The following is a 20,595-nucleotide window of genomic DNA, read 5'->3' as shown; positions in this document are numbered from 1 at the left end:
CCACATTACTTCCACTAAAATGGAACGCATCGAAAATGACAGATTCGGCAAAAAAGCTTGATTCTCTTCGCAAAGCCATGCTATCGCGGCAGTTGGCGGCATTGATCATCCCCTCCAACGATCCCCACCAAAGTGAATATGTCGGTGACCACTGGAAAAGCAGGGAATGGATCAGCGGCTTCACAGGATCTGCAGGTGTTGCCGTGGTGACCCTGGAAACGGCAGGTCTCTGGACGGATTCGCGCTACTTTTTGCAGGCTGCGCAAGAATTGGAAGGCGGCGAGGTAACATTTTACAAGCAATCAGTTTCGGGTGCGCCGGAGCATTATGATTGGATTAAAACAAAACTCAAATCGGGCGACCGGCTTGGCATCGACGGAAAACTGCTCAGTATAGAGACCATGCGCGGGCTGGAATCCGCTTTCGCAGGAACAGGAATTGAGATTGTCACGGACTTTGATCCCGTTGCAGAGGCCTGGCTCGACCGTCCTTTATTGCCTGAGACGCCGATTTTTGCGCATGAGGCCAACCTGGCCGGACGTAGTTGTCAGGAAAAACTCGCGGAAATCCGCAAGGAAATGCAAAACCTTGGCGCCAACACGCATTTGGTCGTCACTTTGGACGATATCGCCTGGATTTTTAACCTGCGCGGACGTGATGTGGAATACAATCCGGTATTCTATGCCTTTGCTTTGATCGATTTGGAGAATGCCATTCTGTTTGTCGAACCTGCTAAAGTTCCCGATGTTTTGAAATTGGAGCTTGCCAAGGCGGGTGTGGCAGTGCAACCCTATGACGGACTTTCGCAGGCACTTTCAAAACTGAACGGTTCCGTGTTGATTGATCCCGGCACGGTTTCCGTTTTCATCGAAAAGGCTTTCGGAGCGGAATGCAAACAAATCCATGCCGTTGCCCCTTCGACGGCGATGAAAGCAAAAAAGGATTCCGTCGAATTGGGCCACATCCGGCGGGCAATGGAAAAAGATGGCGTGGCGTTGCTGCGGCTCGTGCGTTGGATGGAAAATGCCCTCAAAACCGGAAATCTCACGGAGTTTGCGGTTGGTGAACAACTGGCAAGCTTCAGAGCGCAACAAGCGGGATATTTTGGCGAAAGTTTTCCAGCCATTGCGGGTTATGCCGGAAATGGCGCGATCGTGCATTACCGACCCGCCGCGAGCGGCTCCGCCACCCTCCAATCCGAAGGCGTTTTCCTGCTGGATTCCGGCGGGCAATACCGCGACGGCACGACGGATATCACGCGCACCTTTGCGCTCGGCGCCGTTCCAAGCGGCGCGGCCAAAGCCTATACCTTGGTTTTGAAGGGCCACATTGGCTTGGCAAAAGCCAAGTTTCCTGCCGGAACGACGGGTTATCAACTCGATCCGCTGGCTCGGATGCACCTTTGGTCCGCGGGATTGAATTATGGCCACGGTACCGGCCATGGCGTCGGCTACTTTCTCAATGTCCATGAAGGTCCGCAAGGCATCGCGCCGGTTGCAAGCCCTCGCAGTCGCACGGCACTCGAACCCGGCATGATCATTTCCAACGAGCCCGGCTTCTATGAGCCTGATCGTTATGGCATTCGCATCGAAAACTTGGTATTGGTCGTTGAAGCTGAATCGACACGCACCGGGAAATTTTTCGCATTTGAAACGCTCAGCCTCTTCCCCATTGAATCGACGATGATCGAATGGGAATTGCTGGATCGCTTGGAGCTGGAATGGCTGAAAACGTATCATGCCGAGGTTCAACGTCGGCTAAATCCACTTCTCGAACCCGAAGAAAGAGAATGGCTTGCAGTACAATGCGCACCTTACCTTCGGTAAAAGGCGAAGCATCTTTTGTTCCAAAGACCTTGAAAAGGATCCATTCCAAGATTGATTGTGCGCAAGACCTTATTGGGGCAAATTCAACGAATCGGCGGAGGCTCCACAGGACTTGAGCAGGAACTGTGCAGCGTCCTTCAATCCGCCATCGACGGCTTTTTGCATCAAACGGCAGCCTTCGGCTTTGTTTCCTGCCTGCATTTCAATACGCCCTTGCACAAAAATCGCTTGGAGATCATCTGGTTTGGCAGCGAGCACGATATTGATGTCGGCCCGCGCCTGTGGAATCTGCCTGCCAAGGGCATAAGCCGCTGCGCGGTCGCAATAAGCCTGGAGATTGGCCGGATTCAACTGGATGGCTAGCGAATAATCCGCGATGGCTCCGTTAAAATCACCCATTTCAGATCTTACAGCACCACGCGTGTGGTACAGTGTCTCTGAAGCATTCTCCAAGGCGAGGCTGCGATTCAACGAAATCAGGGCACCTTTGAGGTCTCCCGTCCGCGCTTGCACCACGCCCAGGTGGTACCATGCGAGCGGTAGATGGGTTTGCAGCGTCACCGTATTCTTCAGATTGGCGATGGCCTCGGTATAATAACCTGTCTCCATCATCGTCAAGCCACGACTGTACCAGATTCCAGGATCATTTTGCACGTTGGCCAGCATAAAATCAAAGCGCTCGATGGCGCCGCGGTAATCCCGCTGTGACTTCAAAAAATTGGCCCTTGCCGCTATGGCTGGCAAAAACTGCGCGTTTTGCACACTGAAAGCCTCCGAACGCGCGATACGCGCCGCGCTGTCTCCGGCAACCTTCTCGTAAAGAATCACACATTCCTTGAGATCGGGATGACCCACACGGAGCAATTCGACGAATTCAGGATGGTCAGCAAAATATTCAGGCAAAACATCGCCCGAAAGCCGGGTCGAATAATGGATGTCCCAAACTACGATCGCACCGTCTTTTGCCTGATCCAAATTGGCCATCGTCACCCGCTTGTACCGGGGGTGATATGCATCCAAATCCGCTGACCAGAAAAACCAATTGTGATTGATATAGGCCTCACGGCCAAGCCATTCCGAACCTTTGTAAAATGTGGCGATCGTGCCCACCGCTTGACGTTCGACATTGGCACTTGCATTGGGCGGTTCTGTCATCGCGCTATAGGCAATGCAGAGAACCGCAACACCCATCCCCGCAAGCAAACGTCTGAGCGATTCCACGCCGGGAACTTTGGCAACGTACAAAATCCCGACGACTGCCACCACCGCGACCATAAAAGCCAGCAGCAAATAACTCGGCCTCGGATCGAGAATTTGATGCAAAACCAAGGTTTTACTGAACCATACCATGCTGATTCCCAGACAGGCCAAAACCGAAAGTGACAGCAGCAGTTGATCGTTTTTCAGGGCTTTGAGCCGCTGCGCATACCCTGCCTTGGAAACCGTTGCAGCAGCAAAATTGAATCCGTCCAAGGCAATCAAAGCTGCCAACGGCGAAAGCGGAACAAGGTTGCGCAGAAAACCAGCTGCGTTTCCCATGCTCAGTTTCCAACTGAACAGCACGTAGACCAAAAAGCCCAACAGAAATTGGCCATCGATCCAAGCATTCAACGACTTGTTCCGAATGCGATAGACGAATCCGAGGGTCAAGAGCAAGCCCACAACGGGGCCAGTCACATAAAAATACCTTTCGAAGTAATGCGTAAAACTGGTCTGTCCATAGCGATTCACGCCTTTGTCCAAACCAAAAGTCTGGTTGAAAACATAGTTAAAATCTCCCGTGAGAAGACCGCCTGCCAAGTTCCAGAGGAGCATGGGAGCAAGCATCCAAAGGATCGACTTCCATTGTTTCTCTTTGAGCAATGGCAGCATCCAAACGATGAGCACGAGGGACATTTCCAGCCTTGCCAAAGGCAGCAAACCACCCATCAGTGCATACAGACCCCATTTTTTGTGAACAAGGAAAAAGAATCCCGCGCAAATCAAAGTCGCGGCCAAAGGCTCTGTGAGCGCGACGCGCGAGGTCCCGAAAAAGAATGGTTGAAAAGCGTACAAAGCGATGACCAACCAAGCATGGGGAACGTTGAGTTTGACCACGCCGCGCCACAGCATCCAAGCACCGAGCGAGGAAATCAGGGTCATCAACAGCGGCACGGAAACCTTGCCCAGTTGCGCAGGAATGGCAAAAATCAACACCCAAAGTGGTCGATTCCAGACCGAAACAAATTGATTGGGGTCAGACAAGGCATTGCGGGTATTGAGGAATCTCGTCGGGCAATCGTCGTCCCAAGGGGCATCGGCGGAAAATGCCCAAACCAAGCTCATGGTGGCGTAGATCCCCAGCAATATCCAGCCCAAATGGTTCTCGGTGAAGCGTTTGTCTTGGAAGGCAGCAAAGCCGAAGCTTTCCCTTGATTTCAACATGGATTCGATCGATTTTCAGGCATCATAAGGCACTAAGCAAATTCGGTAATTGTCAGCGTGAACCGCTTAGGTGGAGTCAAAGGCACAAACATAAACGGGATTATCGGCCAATTCCAACATTTGTGCGGAATCATACCCATAATTTCGCATCACGACCGTGGCCGGCGTGTCTTTTCGGAATTTCTGCATCAAGCCCCACCGGACATTGGCATGGAGCATTTTGTCCATTTTGGATCCTGTGCCGATCCACAAAATGGCGGTATAAAGATCCAATTCGGCCAAAACCCCTTCCAGCAACTTTTCAATGAGATGCTCATAACCCGGCAGGCAAAAAAGACCTTCGACAGCAGCAAACTTGAAAGCATCCGGATTAAAAAGGCGGGAGAGCAAGGGCATCCAAGGCAGGAACCGCATCATAAATTTGCCCGAAGCTCCCGGGATGTCCACAATTTTCCAATGCGTTTCATGCGCCTGCAATCCGGCAACGATTTTGCCATCCTGCTCGATCACGAAGAAATTGTCTTTGTAAAAGAGGCCATGGTCGGTAAAAAATGCGTGGTCACGGTAGTTTGAAGCGACAAGTCGCCGCATCTCTTCGCGTTCCGCCAGCTTGCACCTGCGCACCTGGGTTTGGTGGCGTGGAAACATGCGGCTGAACAACCGCGTGCTGAATTTTCCGCATTCGGTAAGGCCCATTTGGCTGACCATATCACGGCTTCTGGCATTTTCCAACTCCACGTAGGCGTAAAAAATCGCCTTGGAGGTGTCGGCCGCCTCAAGCAGCTGCGTCGGGGATTCAAAGAATTTGCTTGAAAACCGTTTGAACAATCCTTGCCCCCGCGAGGCGGGTGTCTCTCCGGCATTTTCCGAAACATCTTTTCTCCGCATCGCCTCGGCAAACGAAAAATACCGGATGTAAAAGGTCTCAAAAGGGCCCGAACTGCGGTGATCGAGGCATAAAACCCCGAGGGTTTCCGCGTCTTTTTCCATGTACATGAACCAAGGATCCACCAAATCCTTGATTTTCTCGGCCGTTCCGAAATGCTGATACCGCATTCCGCCCGGCGTACCCCAAATCGTTTCCTCGAGCAATCGGATGGCCGACAATGGCGGCTTGCGCCCGAGTTTCAAACTCAGGTTGCGCATTTGCAGCAGCATTAGTGGCTCAACTTCCGAATTCATTGCTTCAATTTGCATGGAATCCGGCAGTTTCAAAAGACAAAAACGTCATGGCAAGGCGCATCGCCTGCAAGGCTTTTGCAAGAATCGTCGTGAATTCACGCGCGATTTTAACGCATGGAAATGATGGTACTGCCGCCTTTGTCCAAATTTGGAAGGTTGAAACGCTGACGATCCTTGAGCGTTCCTGCGCCGATAAGGCGCTGACCTGCACGCATATAAGCCAAGCTGATCTTGTCGCCCGTCCTTAACTTGCCGATCATCGTGGTGACATCGGATGGATTAAAGATGGACCTGCCATTGACCGCGATGATGCGGTCGCCTTTGCGCAAGCCAATTTCCGCAGCTGCCGAATTTGGAATGATATTGTCCACCAAAGCACCGTTGGACTTTTCAATGATTTCAACACCGTTGGAATCGAATTTCCTCGGAAGTTGGATCATCACGACGCCCAAAAGCGGGCCTGCTGCAGCATCCGCATTAAAATAACGGTCATCCGGGGTTTTGGTATTGCTCGTTGGCGCCTCTTCATAAATCTGCTCGAGACGATAGGTAGGCGCTCCATTGGGGTTGTTTTGAAAGAACCGGTCGTCACGCTCTTCCAAGGTCACATAGGAGGTAATCACCTTTCCGGCACGCTCAAATGTGATGCGTACCTTCTCCCCTGCCTTCTTTTTGGAGATAATCTCTGCCAAATCCTCCAATTGGTAGAGATCCACCCCATCGGCTTGGGTGATGACGTCACCGGGCTTCAGTCCTGCTTTAAATGCAGGTGTGCCGGGTTCAACCTTTGTAATGTGAGATCCGCTGGTAGATCCGAATTCCATTTCATAATGTACACCCAAAAATGCCGGTTTCTTTTCGACGGGTTTGGGCGTCGTTGCTACGACCGGCTTGGGCGCAGGGGTTGGCTTCGGTGCCGGCGTAACCACGGGTTTGGGGGTCGGAGTCGGCGTTACGACGGGCTTGGAAACGGGCTTGGGCGCAGGTAAAGGCGCGGGCGTCGGAACGGCAACGGGCACCGAAATCGACTTGGCAACCAAGGAATCGGCTACCGGTGTGGTCTTGTTGGCGACTTCAAATGTAACCTCTGCCGGATTGTTTCCTTCTTGGGTGCGGTGGATGACGATATCAACCTCTTCACCCGGCTTCATTTCATTGATTTGATTGGTCACGCCCGATTTGCTCATGAGTTCTTTGAGATTCTCGGCATCTCCTGCCGGAACATCATCCTCAATTTGCAGGGAGTGTCCCTCTTGCGTTTTGTGAACTTTTACACGCACACTTTCATCCGATCGCTGGGAGAACCCGAGCATCGGCACAAAAACAGCAGCAAAAGCGATCAAGACGATTTTCGTGGTAAACCCCGTCGATTTCATTTTGACCATTGATTTCTCATAGAGCATTCAACCAAACCCTCACGCAAGGAATAAAAATGCAATACACGGGCATTTTTACCAATAATTTTTGGCGACCAATCGACAAATCAGCGGATCACCGTCCATTTTCAGATACAAACACCTGTGGATAACCATCGAATCTACGAAAATCAACCGAATAGGTTATACACCCTGCTTTTCGTCGATGACCAAGAAAGGTGTAATTTGGAGACGATGAATCCATGCTGGAATCGATTGGGGATGTTGGCTTTGCTATCAGTGCTGCATTGTGCGCAACTGCTGGCACAAAAACAAACAGCATTGCCTTACCAATGTGGCTTTGTGCTCGATTCGGAGGCGGCCATCCGGAAGGTGTATGCACCCGAACTGACGATTTTAGATCTGCACCCTAGGCAGGTCATTGCCGATGTCGGCGGAAGCAATGGCTACCGTATGGCGATGTTTGCTGTATTGTATGACAGTTTGACATTCTACATCGAGGACCTTGACACCCTTTGCCTGAATGAAAAAGAGTTGGACAACGTCCGTGACTACTACGCAAAAATCAAAGGAAGACCCCTGAATTGCACATTCCAACTGGTGGAGGGCACAGAAACCGAAACAAAACTTCCCAACGGAATTTTTGACAAGGTATTGGTCACGGCGAGCTATCACCATTTTTCCAATCCGGAGAGCATGTTGGCTGATATCGCGACCAAATTGAAGCCCGATGGACGTATCTATTTGATAGAGAATGTCGTGCGCAAAGCTGGAAAGCGTCGCAAACGCCTTTGCAACGATCCGCTAAATACGGTCGAGGGCCTGCGCTGGGACTTTGAGCAGCAAGGGTTCGAAGTGGAGGCCATACATGCACTTGGAAGATGGTGGACGAAGATGTTTGTTTTGAAACGGGCTGAAAAATAGACCTGATGGGAGTTTCCTGATTTGCCCAGCACGTTTTTTAATCGAATTCGGCATACAAGTTGCTAAATCGCCTCACCGAGGATAATTTGGACCTATGAATTGGAGGCGTCTATTTTTCATTTCTGCTGCATTGATGTTGGCCCAATTGGCGGCTGCACAACAGAAAGTTTCACTTGATTTTGAAGTGGCGGGCATGCCTGAAGGCTATTGCCGCATCATCGGTATGCTCGGTGGCCAAAATTTTTTGGTGGATTCGATGTTATCCAAAGGCGGAAAAGCGCATTATGAGTCATCGACCGAGCCGCTCAAGGGCGGTCTCTATTACTTTGTTTTCCCCGATCAGCGATCATTCGTTCAGTTTTTGGTGGACAAGGATCAGACATTTGCCTTGCGTACGGATGCGCGCGACGTCACCAAGTACATGCGCACGGAAGGCACGGAAGACAACATGCTTTTTTACCAGAATCTGCAATTTGAAGCGGCCTTCAAAACCAAATTTGATTCGCTCGATGTGGTGATCAAATCCACTTCGCCCGGCAGCCCCAATCTTTCCTATCTCGAAGGTCAGCGCGACAAAATGGTTGCCGAACGCAAAGCCCACGTGGCCGCATTCGCCAAAAACTATCCGAATTCATTTTTCACAATTTTCAAATCAGCAGGCCAAAACCCCGATTTGACGACCCCCAAAAAGCCCAACGGTACCCTCGATACCCTACGGCAACTCGTCACCTATCGTGCAGCCTATTTTGACAATACCAGTTTGACCGATGAGCGACTGTTGCGCACCCCGGTGGTACCCAACAAACTCAAGACCTACATGACGCAACTCACCCCGCAGACGGTTGATTCCGTGATTCGTTATGCCGATGCAGTGATTGAAAAGACACGCGGATGCGACGAATGCTTCAAATTTGTCGTGAATTGGATCGCGATTCAATATGAAAAACCTTCATTTATGGGCGGAGAGGCCATTTTGGTGCACGTGGTGGACAAATACTTCACCGACGACATTGCCAACAAATGGTTTCCCGGGAAACCGGAAGAGCTTGCAAAAATTCGGAAAAAAGTCAACGAAATGCGGGTGAGTTTGCTCGGGAAAACCGGCCAAGACCTTCGCGCCAAAAACGTCAACGGCGAATATGAAAGTCTTTATGACCTCAAAACGCCGATCAAGATCGTCTTTATGTACTCCTATACTTGCAGCCATTGCCAGGAACGTGCGCCGGTGCTGAGGGAGGTGCTTGAAAAATGGAAGGGCAAGGTCGATGTTTATGCGCTTTGCCTTGACGCAGAGGAATCCAAGTGGAAGGAATTCATCACCAAGTACCATATCGAATCCTTCCACAACATCATCGATCCCAAAATGGAAAGCAGGTACTATTACAAGTACCACACCGACATCACGCCAGAATGTTATGTGCTTGATCCGAGCAACAAAATTGTCGCCAAGGACTTGCATCCCAATCAGTTGGAGCCCGTTTTTGAGAAGATCTTGAAAGAAATCAAGTGATCAGGTTCGGCCCAAAGCGTTTAACCCGAGAAAGGCCGTTGCCAAGGTTCCGGTCACGCAGATTTCGCCATTCAAGCACATCGCTTTGAATTTGCGCAGGGGAATCAGCACGACTTCGATGTCTTCATTCTCGTCAAGATCCTGATCTTGCGTACGTTGCGCATCGCGGACGAGGTACATGTGCACGCGATTGTCTTGACGGGTGGGATCATCCCAAGCATTTCCCAGCAATTCGAGGTTTGTGCCGGAATAACCGGTTTCCTCGACAAGTTCCCTTGCTGCGGCTGCTGTGCTGGATTCGGTGGCAGGGAGGAAGGTTCCGCCTGGAAATTCGAGGAGGATCGCAGCGGCACCATGTTTGTACTGGCGCACCATGACGACTTCGTCGTCGGCTGTCAATGCAAAGATGAGGACCACCTCGGGTCGCAGGCTCACGAAATAATCGTCGATTTGGCGGCCGTCGGGCAGTAAAAGCCAATCCCGACGCAGGCGATACCATGGATGATCAAAGACGATTTCCGACCGTTTCAGGCGCCAAGGACGGATGTGACTCATTTATTTTCTTGCCAAAACTTGGTGAAGTAGCACAGAAGGTCGATTTCCTCCATGGCCTTCTTTTTCTTGCCATCCGCGGCATTGTAGGGGTAGTCTTTGGCCTTGTCGGAATAATAAATGCCTTCCTGCAAGGAGGGTGCGCCACCGCTTACACTGCTGTATTTATGGTCCAGCATGATTTGGCCGGTTGCATACCATTCCTTCACGCTGCCTTGAACGCTGCCGTCCTTGTAATGATAGACGTATTGTTTTTTCCCGTCTGTAAACCAGCCTTCTTGGTTGCCATGACGTTTGCCGCTTTCATTGAAACGGTCGATGCGCATCGTGTCTCCGGTTTCGTAGAAGGTGGTTTTTTCAATCACCACAAACTTCTCAAGATCAGCCGGTTTTTCTACCTCCATGGCAAAGCTGCCATCCTTGTAGACTTCCACAGGGCCTTTGGCGCAGGCATCGTGGTTGGGGAAAATCTTGCTTTCGATGACTTGCGGATTTCCATTGGGGAAATAGGTGTAGAACAGCTGTGCACCTTCGTTCCCCTTGGCAACGAGTCGGCCTGAATCGTCCCAAAGGCTCAAATTGGTAATGTACGGGCGACCTTTGCCGGATGTACAGGCGGCATCCCAATCTTCCTCGGCCTTTTTGTTGCCGCTTTCATACCAATATTTCCACTTGCCTTTTTTGTGGCCCGCTGCATCCAAAGAACCTTCGCTCTCTTTGTTGCCGTTGGAATGATAGCGGTAAACCTTCCAAGTTTCGCGGCCACTGCCACTCGGATTCCAGAATTCCTCGGAAATGAGCTTGCCATTTTCGTCCCAACTTTCAAACAGGCCGACTTGCTTTCCAGCTTTGTATTCGCCGGTCATCATCTTCTTCCCGTTTTGATGCGAAAATTCCCATTTGCCTTCCTTGGCATCAAAGGTTCCCTTTCCTTTTCCTTTCACCTTGCCGCTGAGGTAAAAAATCTGGGTTTCGATGTCGCCATTTGCCGTTGTGAGCGCCTCCATGGCGCCGGTTTCATAGTACCAGACTTCTTTTTGAAGACTTTTACCCAAAACGATGTTCATCGAATCACCCTTCGCGGCATAGTCGTAGATTTTGGCATGCTGCGGTTGGGAAGCTGTCCAATTTTTTAGCCATTCTTCAAACACACCCTGCTTCCATCGCTCCTCTTTCATCTCCCCGGCTTCATTCCAACTGCGCTGAATACCTTCGGGTTTGCCAGCCACAAAATTGTAATTGTAGATGTTTTTGCCCTCTTTGGTCCATTGGCGTTGCATGCCTTGCAACACACCTCCGCTGTAATTGTGCTCGGATTTCAGCGTATCCTGACTCTTTTTGAACCAATATTCAACTTGGCGGCCGTCCAACCTACCTGCGACATAGTTCAGCTCCATTTTGGGTTTGCCATCCGAAAAAAAGTAGGACTGCTTACCGCTCAATTGCCCATCCTGATAGTTCAGCTCCATCATTTTGGTCCCATCAAAGTCCTTCCACTCCGAAAACAAGCCATGCAGCTTGCCATTGACGTAGTTTTTCTCCATCAGCTTTTTGCCATCTACGGAGAGCTTTTCCTGCTTGAGAAGGTTTTGTGGCGTGGTTTCTCCTTTATAATAGTTGATCAGTTCGGGCTTGCCATTTTCATATTTGGAGGCAATGACTTTGGTGGGTGCCTGTGCAAGGACTGATCCACCGGCCCATAGGGAAATGATCAACAACAGGTAAATACTACTTTTCATGAAGACAGGGTGTTCAAATCAAATGCCAAATGTAAGAAAAAGAAGGGGGAATGCATGGGAAATGGGAAAGCCCTTCCGAATATTGCCGATATTCAACAGAATTTCCAACGGAAAGCGGTGTGACATTGCTCAAACCACGACTCCTTGGAATTGGATTAGAAAGATTTTCAGCACTTTAGTCAATTTGATATGTTCCCAACCTCTACTTATATCGAACGCCGCACGCAGTTGTGCAAGGCCATTGGCAGCGGCCAAATATTGTTGCTCGGCAATCAGGAACTCGGCATGAACTATGCCTCCAATACCTACCATTTCCGCCAAGACAGTACCTTTTTATATTATACCGGCCTCGATCGTCCGGGTTTGGCAGCGATCATCGATGCTTCAACCGGCGAAACAACCGTCTTTGGTGAGGAGCTTACCATGGATGATATCGTTTGGACCGGTGCGATGCCTACCATCGCCGAAATGGCTGCAAAAGCGGGCATCGAACATGCAAAGCCGAGTGGTGCATTGGCACCCCTGCTTGACAAGTCCGCGCATTTCCTGCCCCCCTACCGGCACGACAACCTCATCAAAATCAGCGAATTACTTTCGCTTGCCATTTCGGCTGTGAAGGTTTGCGCCTCGACAGACTTGGTAAAGGCCGTGATCGCGCAACGCAGCATCAAAACCGCCGAGGAAGTCTCCGAAATCGAATTGGCAGTGCGAATCACCAACGATATTCATGTGGCAGCGATGCTTGCAGCGCGTCCTGGCGCGCGTGAGGCCGACGTGCATGCCGCAGTACAAGAGGTGATTCACCGCAACAATACTTTGGCTTCGTTTCCGGCGATCATCAGCACCGATGGTCAGATTTTGCACAACCATGCCCACCACAACACCCTGAAAAGCGGTCGGTTATTGCTGGTCGATTTCGGTGCCGAGGCACCCGATTCGCACTATGCGGGCGACATGACGCGCACTTTTCCGGTCGATGCAAGATTTACCGAACGCCAAAAGGCTGTCTATCAAACCGTTTTGGACAGCCAAATGGCTGCCATCGGGATGTTGCGGCCCGGTTTGCCCTACAAGGAGGCGCACTTGGGCGCAGCGCGCGTGGTCGCCGAAGGCATGAAATCCCTTGGATTGATGAAAGGGGACCTCGATGCCGCCGTGGCTGCGGGTGCCCACGCCCTGTTTTTTCCCCATGGCCTTGGCCACATGATGGGCCTCGACGTGCATGACATGGAGGATCTCGGCGAAAATTTTGTTGGCTATGGCGATGGTTTTGAACGCAGTGCGCAGTTTGGCTTGGCTTTCCTTCGAATGGCAAGGCCGTTGCGGCCAGGATTTGTGGTCACCGTCGAACCTGGAATCTATTTCATCCCGCAGTTGATCGATCAATGGCGCTCTCAGGGCCTGCACAAGGATTTCATCAACTATGACGAGGTTGAAAAATTCAAGGATTTTGGAGGCATCCGCATCGAGGATGACTACCTCATCACGGAGGATGGCGCCCGCATTTTGGGTGGAAATGTGCCCAAGACGATAGAAGATGTCGAGGCTTTGCGTCAAGTCGCCCTCTCTTGAAAAATATGCATCGTCTTTTCGGATTCCTCACCTTGGCCCTGCTCCTGCTGGGAACGAATGTCTGCGGGCAATTTTCGCCGCCGGGTTCGCCACGCTACAGTATCCAACGGTACAATTCCAATGGCAACGTTGGCTTTGACTATGTATTGATGGGCCTTTACCGCGTGCAAACGCCATTTTTCTTGCCTGCGACCAACTTTTTGCTCGACCGCAATGGCGATGTCGTTTGGTATCAGCAGGGTCAGATGTGGGCCCTGGATTTCAAATTGCATCCGAACGGTCGGTTGGCCTTTAACGACAACCGTTATTGGCACATTTTGGACAGCAACTTCGCTGAGGTGGATTCTGTTGTTTGTCGCGGCTACCGGAATGATCCCCATGACATGCGCATGACCGCCGACGGCCACTATTTCCTGATTTGCATCGAAGATACCATCATGGATTTGAGGTCGATCCTGACAGCAGATGGCAACCCGGGAGCACTGAATGCACGGGTCGATGGCGTGGTGATTCAAGAACTGGATGGTGCCAAAAATGTGGTGAAGGAATGGCATGGATTGGATCATTTTTCACTGACGGATGCGGATTCGACCTACTTTACCAATTCCGGTATCTACGAATTGAACCATACCAATTCGATCGACTTGGACGGCCATGGGCGGATGCTGCTTTCGCACAGAGCTTTGAATGAGATTTCGCTGATTGATTGGCAGACAGGAAATTTCATCTGGCATTTGGGCGGAAAACTCAACCAATTTGACCTGCAGGGTGATCCGGGAACCAAAGGGCAGCACGATGCCGAATTTTTACCCGGTGGAAGAATCTCCACCTTTGACAATGGGAACCGGGCGTGGAATGCACGCGCCTTGATTTACGATCTGGATACCCTTCAAATGCGGGCAAGCATTGCCCGAAAATTTACCGTTCCAGGGCTTGACAGCGATGCAATGGGGAGTTTTCAATCGATGTCGGATGGATCCGGACTCGTCGGTTTTGGCCGTGTTTTTCCTGCGAATCAACCCATTGTCAGCTATTTTTCAGCCGATTCCACCCGCAATTGGGATATATTTTCCATTGACAGCTGTGGGACCTACCGTGCCAACTCAGCGCAGCTCCCCTTCGACTTGCGACGCCCGAAGCTGACCTGCGAGGAGGTCAACGGTGAGCTCATTCTAGGCGTGGAAGGCACGCATCCGCAATTCGAATGGACGACTGGCGAAAATTCAGCCACGATCGTGGTTCACGGTCCAGGTACCTATCAAGCCTTTGTGCCGCGTGGCATCGGCATGATGGGTACGGAACCACTGGAAATCAGCAGCTTGACCAATGCTTGCCTTGCCTTGGAGCGTTCGGAGACAACGACCCCGCGACCCAAGTTACCCCAACGGATAGGCTATTTTGATCTATTGGGCAGGCCTGTTTCACATCCGGAACCCTGGCAAGTTGTCTTGGAGCGTTACAGTGATGGTTCAGCCCGAAAGGTGATCTTGCAATAAAAGCTGCCAAAATCAAGAATGGTGCACTTCCATCAGGAAACGCACCATTCGATATGTATACAATTGAATTTTGATCAACCAATCATGACCGTAGGGCAGCCGACGACAATTGCGCCACCGTGCGCAGTGCTGTCACCCATACGAGCGGCTGGCATCCCGCCAATCATCACCGTCACAGAACCTACAGCAATCGAATCGGGAGGGCCTACACAGACGCACATATCCCCTACACGGGCAGCCGGCATCTTTCCAATCATCACAGTCGGGCATCCCGCAGGAAGAATGGGGCCTCCTACATGAGGTACCGGCCCGGGATTTACCATTGGACAAGTATGCATGTCACCAACCCTTGCGGCCATCATTCCCATTGCTTTTCTTTTTTAGAGGTTAAAACTTCGTGAAGCTAACGAATTCCCTGGAAAATGCCAAATGCAAAAACACATGTTGATAAAAAGCAGCCGCAGGCAGCTCCGTAAACTTGAATCGCTTACCTCAACATCTTATCCATGCCTTGCCATGCCCAAAGCCAGCACGTAAACGGCCTCAGGCGGAACCGGTTGCGCATACAATTCGCGGATGCAAGCCTCCAAGGTCGCCCCGGTTGTCACGACATCGTCCACCAAGATCAGCTTGCCGCCCAAGGGCTTACGCAGCTCAAATGCGTCTTCGACATTTTGCCAGCGCTCGGTCTGTGACTTTTTTGTCTGCGTTTTTGTTTTGGAAGAGCGCACCAACGCATCGGTCACCATGGGGATTCCCAAGGCTTTGCTTAGCCCCTTTCCAATCATTTCGCTTTGGTTATAGCCTCGCTCGGCGTAGCGGCTGCGGTGCAATGGAACCGGTACAATCACATCTGCCTTGGAAAACGCAACGATTCCCGACAACTTCTCCCCGTAAAAATGACCAAGAAACTGCCCCACCTGCGGTCGGTTGCCATATTTTAAAGCTTGAATGATGCGTTTGAAACGTCCACGCTTGTCAAAATAAAAGAGCGCAACCGCCCCATCCAAGGGAACTTTTCCTGCCAATCTGAAATACAATTCGTTGTCTTGGGGAGCCGAATGGAAATGGGTTTCCCCGATTTCAAGCAGACATTTCAAACAAACCGCGCCTTCGCCCTTGAGCAGCGTGTTTTCGCAGCCGGGACAGTTTTTAGGAAATATGAGTTGCAGAATGTCGCGTAGCAATGTTTTGTGCGCCCGAATCCAAGCCCAAGCAAGTTCCAAGGTATAAAATTACCGCCAAAATCGACTTGAATGGTGATGATAATTTTGAACCAGGATTGCTCCGTGGCATCTGAACAAAGGCTTTTTACCGCATTCTCGTGCAATAGAACCCTCTTAAATCATGGATTCTGGCAACACTAGCCTGAGGCACCGCTTAGAAATCCCTTGGAATCTCATTGCACCCGACTTTTTTTATAGTTTTGCGGGAGTAAATTGGTTGTTGGAAGAATAATTCACAAAGAACATGCTGGAAAGACTGCAGGCCTTCGAGGCCAAAAGACCCGAAATTGTCTTCGAATGGAAGGATTCTGAAACTGAAGCCGAAGGCTGGGTGGTGATCAACTCCTTGCGCGGCGGTGCTGCAGGCGGTGGTACGCGCATGCGCGAAGGCCTCAACAAACACGAGGTGCTGTCACTTGCCAAGACCATGGAAGTGAAATTTTCGGTCTGTGGACCACAAATCGGCGGTGCCAAATCAGGGATCAACTTCAATCCTGCAGATCCACGCAAAGAAGGCGTGCTCAAACGCTGGTATGCCGCCGTTTTGCCCTTGCTCAAGACTTACTATGGTACCGGCGGGGACCTCAATGTCGATGAAATCAAGGAAGTTTTGCCCATCACCAAGGCGATGGGATTGCTTCATTGCCAAGAAGGTATCGCGGTGGGCCACTTCAAACCCGATGCCGACGGAAAGCAACGCATCATTTCGCGCCTGCAAAACGGCGTGAGCAAGGTGATTGATACACCTTATTATACGCCTGGCGGCCAACCTTGGGTCGTGGCCGACATGATTACCGGCTGGGGAGTCGTCGAAGCTGTGCGCCATTATTACGACCTCTGGGCAAGCGGATGGGCTGGCAAACGTGTGATCGTCCAAGGATTTGGCAACGTCGGCGCCGCAGCTGCCTACTATGCCGCCCAATATGGCCTGCCTGTCGTTGGCATCATTGACCGCAATGGCGGCCTGCTCAAACCCGAAGGCTTCAGCCTCGACGAAATCCGGCAGCTTTTCCTGACCCGCGATGGCAACTGTCTCGCGGCTCCCAACCTCATCCCCTACGACGAATTGATGGAAAAAATCTGGTCTGTCGAGGCCGAGATTTTCCTCCCTTGCGCCCGCTCGCGGGTGCTTACACGTGCACAGGTCGACCAAATGAAGGCGGCAGGCATGGAAGTCATCTCGAGCGGTGCCAATGTCCCCTTCGACGATCCGCAAATTTTCCTCGGCCCGACGGCGATTCATGCCGACAATTCCTTGGCGGTCCTCCCCGATTTCATTGCCAACTGTGGCATGGCGCGTGCCTTTGCCTATTTCATGGGCAGCGACGGCCCGCTCGAGGACGAGGCGATCTTCAAAGATGTGAGCAATTGCATCTACGATGCCTTGGCCGATGTCAATTCCATGAATCCGGAGACGACGGCGCTCTGGCAGGCTGGACTTGGGTTGGCGCTGGACAAACTGGGAAGCTGAGAAGTGAAAAGTGATAAGTGAAAAGTGAAAAGTGAAAAGTGAAAAGTGATCAGTTCGATCGTTTGTAGGAGGCTACGAGCCTATTGCATTATCGACTGATTGGCAGATACTTGCGCGGATGGAAGTTGCGATTTTAATCATTTTTGTTGCGGGATATGTCGCGATTGCATTTGAGCATTCGTTGATGGTGAGCAAGGCTGCGACAGCCTTGTTGACGGGCGTATTGGCATGGACGGTTTACATTTTATCGCAGTCAAATCCCGAGTCGACCCTTCATGCCTTGGAGGGCCAAGTGGCTGAAATCGCCCAAATTCTATTTTTCCTGATCGGTGCGATGACGATCGTCGAGTTGATCGACGTTCATGGTGGTTTTGATATTCTAACGCGGGCGATACGGACCAAACGAAAGGTTTCCTTGCTATGGATCATCGCGTTGATCACATTTTTTCTTTCGGCAGCATTGGACAATCTCACCACCGCGATCGTGATGGTTTCCTTGATAGGAAAGCTGATCGATAGCCGCAAGGACCGCCTGCTGTTTGCCGGTATTGTCATCATTGCAGCGAATTCAGGCGGTGCTTGGTCTCCCATCGGCGATGTCACGACAACCATGCTTTGGATCAAGGAAAAGTTTACGCCCATTGAATTGATGACCAATCTCTTCCTTCCGAGTTTGGTTTCCCTGGTGGTCCCGCTTTTCATTCTTAGTTTTTGGATCAAAGGTCGCGTCGAGGCACCCATCGCGGTGGAAACGGATGATTCGATCGAAACCCAAAAGAATCTTGCCGCATGGCTCAAAGGTCATCCCGGCTCCAATACAGAATCAAACAAGGAAGCAGAGGTCTCCCAAAACCAAAAATTGGCAGTCTTGGTAATTGGTTTGGTATGTTTGGTATTTGTCCCTGTTTTTAAACTTTTCACGCATCTACCGCCATTTATGGGGATGATGCTGAGTCTCGGCGCGATGTGGATTTTCACCGAAGTCATGCACAAGCGCAAACAAGATGATTTCAAGGAGAAATTCAGTCCTGCGCATGCCTTGGAGCGGATTGATATCCCGAGCATGCTCTTTTTCCTCGGTATTTTGTTGGCGGTTGGCGCTTTGCAAGTTTCAGGCATTCTGGGTGAATTGGCAGTTTGGCTCGATACTTCGCTCCCAAACCGGAATTCGGTTGTCGTGATGATCGGATTGTTGTCGGCGATTGTAGACAACGTGCCGTTGGTTTCAGGCGCGATCCAGATGTACGATCCCATTCATTATCCGGAATTGGCAACTCCCAACCATCCCTTTTGGCAATTTTTGGCCTACTGTGCGGGCACCGGCGGCTCCATCCTCATCATTGGCTCGGCAGCAGGCGTAGCCGTCATGGGCATCGAGCGCGTCGAATTTTTCTGGTATGTCAAACGCATTTCCTGGCTCGCCCTGATCGGATACTTGGCCGGCGTTGGAGCGTTTTTGTTGATGGCCTGACTTTCCCATCCAACCGATGTGGAGGTGAACCCATTCGAAGGAAAAAGCGATCAGGCCCTCCCAAGGATTGAGAAGAATGGCTTTACAAGTGTGCGCAAAGAAGTTGAGCCGAGGAAAACAGGCTTACTTCACGCGTTCGATGGTGGAAGTGCTCTCTGTCCTCAACTGCACAATGCCATCTGCGCCCGTATTGACCCAAGTAAGGGTCATCGCATCATCTTCCTTTTCCAGAATCGTTGCATTTTCAAATTGCCTCGTGAGGTAATAAATGACCAAACGATCCTGCTTGGGATAATGCTCCCAGGTAAATGCTTCCGTGTTTCCCAAAGCGTCGGTTCTGAAACCCTCCCCCGTGTCCAGAAATTCCATTTGGCCGAGGCTGTCGGTCCGCGTTTGCTCTGAAGCAAGCACCTCGTCCCGATATTCCACTGTTTTGAGGCTCGTGACGTTCCAAACGCCAATTTGGTATTTAATAATGCTCTCTCGTGGATCGCAACCCAACAAAGAAGCAGCCAACACAAACATTACAACGAGGGACTGATATCTAAACTTCATGACATTCAAAAACTCAGATTCGACTTTCCAATTACAACTATAAAAACGCCTCAGATGGCAAAGGAAATGCGTTTCCTGATCACTTTGCAAACAAAAAACATTCCGCACTCACACAACTTTGGCACCCAAACCGTCGTGCATTCAGCACAACAACTGGATGCTTCTAAGTTACAACGATTTCAGGAATGCGCCAAACTTGAAATATGCCTCTTCAGGACTTTGGTTCGATCCCGTTGGGGGCCTTTGGCTGATCCTGCTTTTGGGCTTGGAAATGCGCATCCTTGTCGTCGTCCTCCTTTTTATAGGCCGCGATGATCTCCCGCACGAGTTTGTGACGTACCACGTCGCTGGGCTTCATCCGCACAAAGCCGATTCCGGGAACGTCTTTCAGGATCCGTTTGGCTTGCAACAAACCGGAACGTTGGTTACGCGGCAGGTCGATTTGGCTGTCGTCACCCGTGATGATGATCTTGCCGCCCTTGCCCAAGCGCGTGAGGAACATGCGGAACTGCATTTCTGTGGCGTTTTGGGCTTCGTCGAGGATCACATAGCAGTTGCTGAGTGTACGGCCGCGCATGTAGGCGAGCGGGGCAATCTCGATGATGTTCTTTTCGAGGTAGGCTTTGAGCTTGTCGAAGTGAATCATGTCTTCGAGCGCATCGTAGAGCGGGCGCAGGTACGGATCGACCTTTTCCTTGAGATCACCCGGCAAAAGCCAAGCGTCTCCCCTGCTTCCACAGCCGGTCGCACCAAAAAAATCTTCTTGATTTCCTTTTCTTTCAACGCCCGTACTGCCAAGGCTACACCCATGTAGGTTTTGCCCGTTCCGGCAGGTCCAAGCGCAAAAACGATGTCGTTTTCCGAGGCTGCTTTGAGGATTTCCCGTTGGCCGGCGGTCTTGGCACGAATGACCGTTCCGCGGGTTCCATGCAAGACAAAATCCTCATCATTTTCATAATTGGCCACGCCCTCGCCACCCGCAGATGCAAGCAAAAGTTCGGTAAAACGCTGCTGGGAGATACTTCCGCGTTGTGCAAGCTCGTCCAAGAGCACCTCGACCATGTCGCGTGCGAGACTGAGTTCCTGGGCCGGACCTTTCAGGGTCAAAGCGTTTCCGCGTGCAACAAAAAGTACATTGGGGTACTTGGCCTTGAGCTGATCGAGGCGCGCATTGTTGACTCCGTAAAATTCGAGGGGACTTACCTCTTCAAGAAAAAAACTGTGCTCGGTCAAAATAATCATACAGTCGCGGAGGTGTTTGTGGATTAATC

The 20,595-nt window shown here is 51.0% G+C and carries 15 protein-coding genes and 1 pseudogene; 7 read left to right on the top strand and 9 right to left on the bottom strand.

Translation table 11 applies throughout. The annotated features are described in order from the left end of the window. Positions 1-35: 35 nt before the first annotated feature. Positions 36-1,826, top strand: a complete 1,791-nt coding sequence (locus IPN95_17910) for an aminopeptidase P family protein (protein MBK9451245.1) — start codon at positions 36-38, stop codon at positions 1,824-1,826. 69 nt (positions 1,827-1,895) lie between these two features. On the opposite strand, the gene IPN95_17905 is transcribed toward IPN95_17910, so the two are convergent. The 3 genes from IPN95_17905 to IPN95_17895 form a co-directional block, all read right to left on the bottom strand. Beyond that, positions 1,896-4,250: a tetratricopeptide repeat protein gene (locus IPN95_17905; GenBank protein ID MBK9451244.1), complete on the bottom strand. Its 2,355-nt coding sequence runs from the start codon at positions 4,248-4,250 to the stop codon at positions 1,896-1,898. A 66-nt stretch (positions 4,251-4,316) separates the two neighbouring features. After that, entirely contained in the window at positions 4,317-5,432 is a 1,116-nt protein-coding gene (locus IPN95_17900) for a hypothetical protein (protein MBK9451243.1), read from the bottom strand. Positions 5,433-5,539: 107 nt separating this feature from the next. Further along, on the bottom strand, positions 5,540-6,817 hold the full coding sequence (locus tag IPN95_17895) for a PDZ domain-containing protein (protein MBK9451242.1): 1,278 nt from the start codon (positions 6,815-6,817) through the stop codon (positions 5,540-5,542). A gap of 225 nt (positions 6,818-7,042) precedes the next feature. On the opposite strand from IPN95_17895, the gene IPN95_17890 reads away from it, so the two are divergent. Together IPN95_17890 and IPN95_17885 are read left to right on the top strand one after the other, a co-directional pair. Beyond that, positions 7,043-7,732: a class I SAM-dependent methyltransferase gene (locus IPN95_17890; GenBank protein ID MBK9451241.1), complete on the top strand. Its 690-nt coding sequence runs from the start codon at positions 7,043-7,045 to the stop codon at positions 7,730-7,732. A gap of 94 nt (positions 7,733-7,826) precedes the next feature. Further along, the gene (locus IPN95_17885) at positions 7,827-9,242 is read left to right on the top strand and encodes a TlpA family protein disulfide reductase (protein ID MBK9451240.1); all 1,416 of its coding nucleotides are present in this window, start codon (positions 7,827-7,829) and stop codon (positions 9,240-9,242) included. Here IPN95_17885 and IPN95_17880 read toward each other — a convergent pair whose 3' ends face one another. Both IPN95_17880 and IPN95_17875 read right to left on the bottom strand, forming a co-directional pair. Then, on the bottom strand, positions 9,243-9,797 hold the full coding sequence (locus tag IPN95_17880; protein MBK9451239.1) for an NUDIX hydrolase: 555 nt from the start codon (positions 9,795-9,797) through the stop codon (positions 9,243-9,245). Beyond that, complete coding sequence (locus tag IPN95_17875) at positions 9,794-11,533, bottom strand: hypothetical protein (GenBank protein MBK9451238.1); 1,740 nt, start codon at positions 11,531-11,533, stop codon at positions 9,794-9,796. Before IPN95_17875 ends, IPN95_17880 begins: the two co-directional genes overlap by 4 nt. Before the next feature lie 189 nt (positions 11,534-11,722). Between IPN95_17875 and IPN95_17870 the strand changes: the two genes are divergently transcribed. Both IPN95_17870 and IPN95_17865 read left to right on the top strand, forming a co-directional pair. Then, the gene (locus IPN95_17870; protein MBK9451237.1) at positions 11,723-13,105 is read left to right on the top strand and encodes an aminopeptidase P family protein; all 1,383 of its coding nucleotides are present in this window, start codon (positions 11,723-11,725) and stop codon (positions 13,103-13,105) included. A gap of 5 nt (positions 13,106-13,110) precedes the next feature. Next, the gene (locus tag IPN95_17865) at positions 13,111-14,601 is read left to right on the top strand and encodes an aryl-sulfate sulfotransferase (protein ID MBK9451236.1); all 1,491 of its coding nucleotides are present in this window, start codon (positions 13,111-13,113) and stop codon (positions 14,599-14,601) included. A gap of 74 nt (positions 14,602-14,675) precedes the next feature. Here the strand turns inward: IPN95_17865 and IPN95_17860 are convergent, their stop codons facing one another. Both IPN95_17860 and IPN95_17855 read right to left on the bottom strand, forming a co-directional pair. Beyond that, positions 14,676-14,969, bottom strand: coding sequence for a PAAR domain-containing protein (locus IPN95_17860; GenBank protein MBK9451235.1), 294 nt, complete (start codon positions 14,967-14,969; stop codon positions 14,676-14,678). A gap of 132 nt (positions 14,970-15,101) precedes the next feature. Further along, the gene (locus IPN95_17855; GenBank protein MBK9451234.1) at positions 15,102-15,827 is read right to left on the bottom strand and encodes a ComF family protein; all 726 of its coding nucleotides are present in this window, start codon (positions 15,825-15,827) and stop codon (positions 15,102-15,104) included. Positions 15,828-16,071: 244 nt separating this feature from the next. Here IPN95_17855 and IPN95_17850 point away from each other — a divergent pair, with 244 nt between their 5' ends. Beyond that, the gene (locus IPN95_17850) at positions 16,072-17,298 is read left to right on the top strand and encodes an amino acid dehydrogenase (GenBank protein MBK9451233.1); all 1,227 of its coding nucleotides are present in this window, start codon (positions 16,072-16,074) and stop codon (positions 17,296-17,298) included. Positions 17,299-17,416: 118 nt separating this feature from the next. Beyond that, positions 17,417-18,769, top strand: coding sequence for a sodium:proton antiporter NhaD (gene nhaD / locus IPN95_17845; GenBank protein ID MBK9451232.1), 1,353 nt, complete (start codon positions 17,417-17,419; stop codon positions 18,767-18,769). A 123-nt stretch (positions 18,770-18,892) separates the two neighbouring features. Here nhaD and IPN95_17840 read toward each other — a convergent pair whose 3' ends face one another. Continuing rightward, a complete protein-coding gene (locus tag IPN95_17840; protein ID MBK9451231.1) occupies positions 18,893-19,324 on the bottom strand; it encodes a hypothetical protein in 432 nt (143 codons plus the stop codon). A gap of 211 nt (positions 19,325-19,535) precedes the next feature. Next, positions 19,536-20,566 (bottom strand): annotated as a pseudogene (locus IPN95_17835) (PhoH family protein). Positions 20,567-20,595: the final 29 nt, after the last annotated feature.

The sequence above is a fragment of the Bacteroidota bacterium genome, from assembly GCA_016718825.1.
In the GTDB taxonomy this organism is placed as follows: Bacteria; Bacteroidota; Bacteroidia; order J057; family JADKCL01; genus JADKCL01.
Note: the sequence above shows the minus strand (reverse complement) of the source record. Positions and strands in the feature narration are given on the sequence as shown.

Coding starts and splice junctions, on each gene's coding strand:
- IPN95_17910 (MBK9451245.1), top strand. CDS start 36: ATGACAGATTCGGCAAAAAAGCTTGATTCTCTTCGCAAAGCCATGCTA.
- IPN95_17905 (MBK9451244.1), bottom strand. CDS start 4,250: ATGTTGAAATCAAGGGAAAGCTTCGGCTTTGCTGCCTTCCAAGACAAA.
- IPN95_17900 (MBK9451243.1), bottom strand. CDS start 5,432: ATGAATTCGGAAGTTGAGCCACTAATGCTGCTGCAAATGCGCAACCTG.
- IPN95_17895 (MBK9451242.1), bottom strand. CDS start 6,817: ATGGTCAAAATGAAATCGACGGGGTTTACCACGAAAATCGTCTTGATC.
- IPN95_17890 (MBK9451241.1), top strand. CDS start 7,043: ATGAATCCATGCTGGAATCGATTGGGGATGTTGGCTTTGCTATCAGTG.
- IPN95_17885 (MBK9451240.1), top strand. CDS start 7,827: ATGAATTGGAGGCGTCTATTTTTCATTTCTGCTGCATTGATGTTGGCC.
- IPN95_17880 (MBK9451239.1), bottom strand. CDS start 9,797: ATGAGTCACATCCGTCCTTGGCGCCTGAAACGGTCGGAAATCGTCTTT.
- IPN95_17875 (MBK9451238.1), bottom strand. CDS start 11,533: ATGAAAAGTAGTATTTACCTGTTGTTGATCATTTCCCTATGGGCCGGT.
- IPN95_17870 (MBK9451237.1), top strand. CDS start 11,723: ATGTTCCCAACCTCTACTTATATCGAACGCCGCACGCAGTTGTGCAAG.
- IPN95_17865 (MBK9451236.1), top strand. CDS start 13,111: ATGCATCGTCTTTTCGGATTCCTCACCTTGGCCCTGCTCCTGCTGGGA.
- IPN95_17860 (MBK9451235.1), bottom strand. CDS start 14,969: ATGGGAATGATGGCCGCAAGGGTTGGTGACATGCATACTTGTCCAATG.
- IPN95_17850 (MBK9451233.1), top strand. CDS start 16,072: ATGCTGGAAAGACTGCAGGCCTTCGAGGCCAAAAGACCCGAAATTGTC.
- nhaD (MBK9451232.1), top strand. CDS start 17,417: ATGGAAGTTGCGATTTTAATCATTTTTGTTGCGGGATATGTCGCGATT.
- IPN95_17840 (MBK9451231.1), bottom strand. CDS start 19,324: ATGAAGTTTAGATATCAGTCCCTCGTTGTAATGTTTGTGTTGGCTGCT.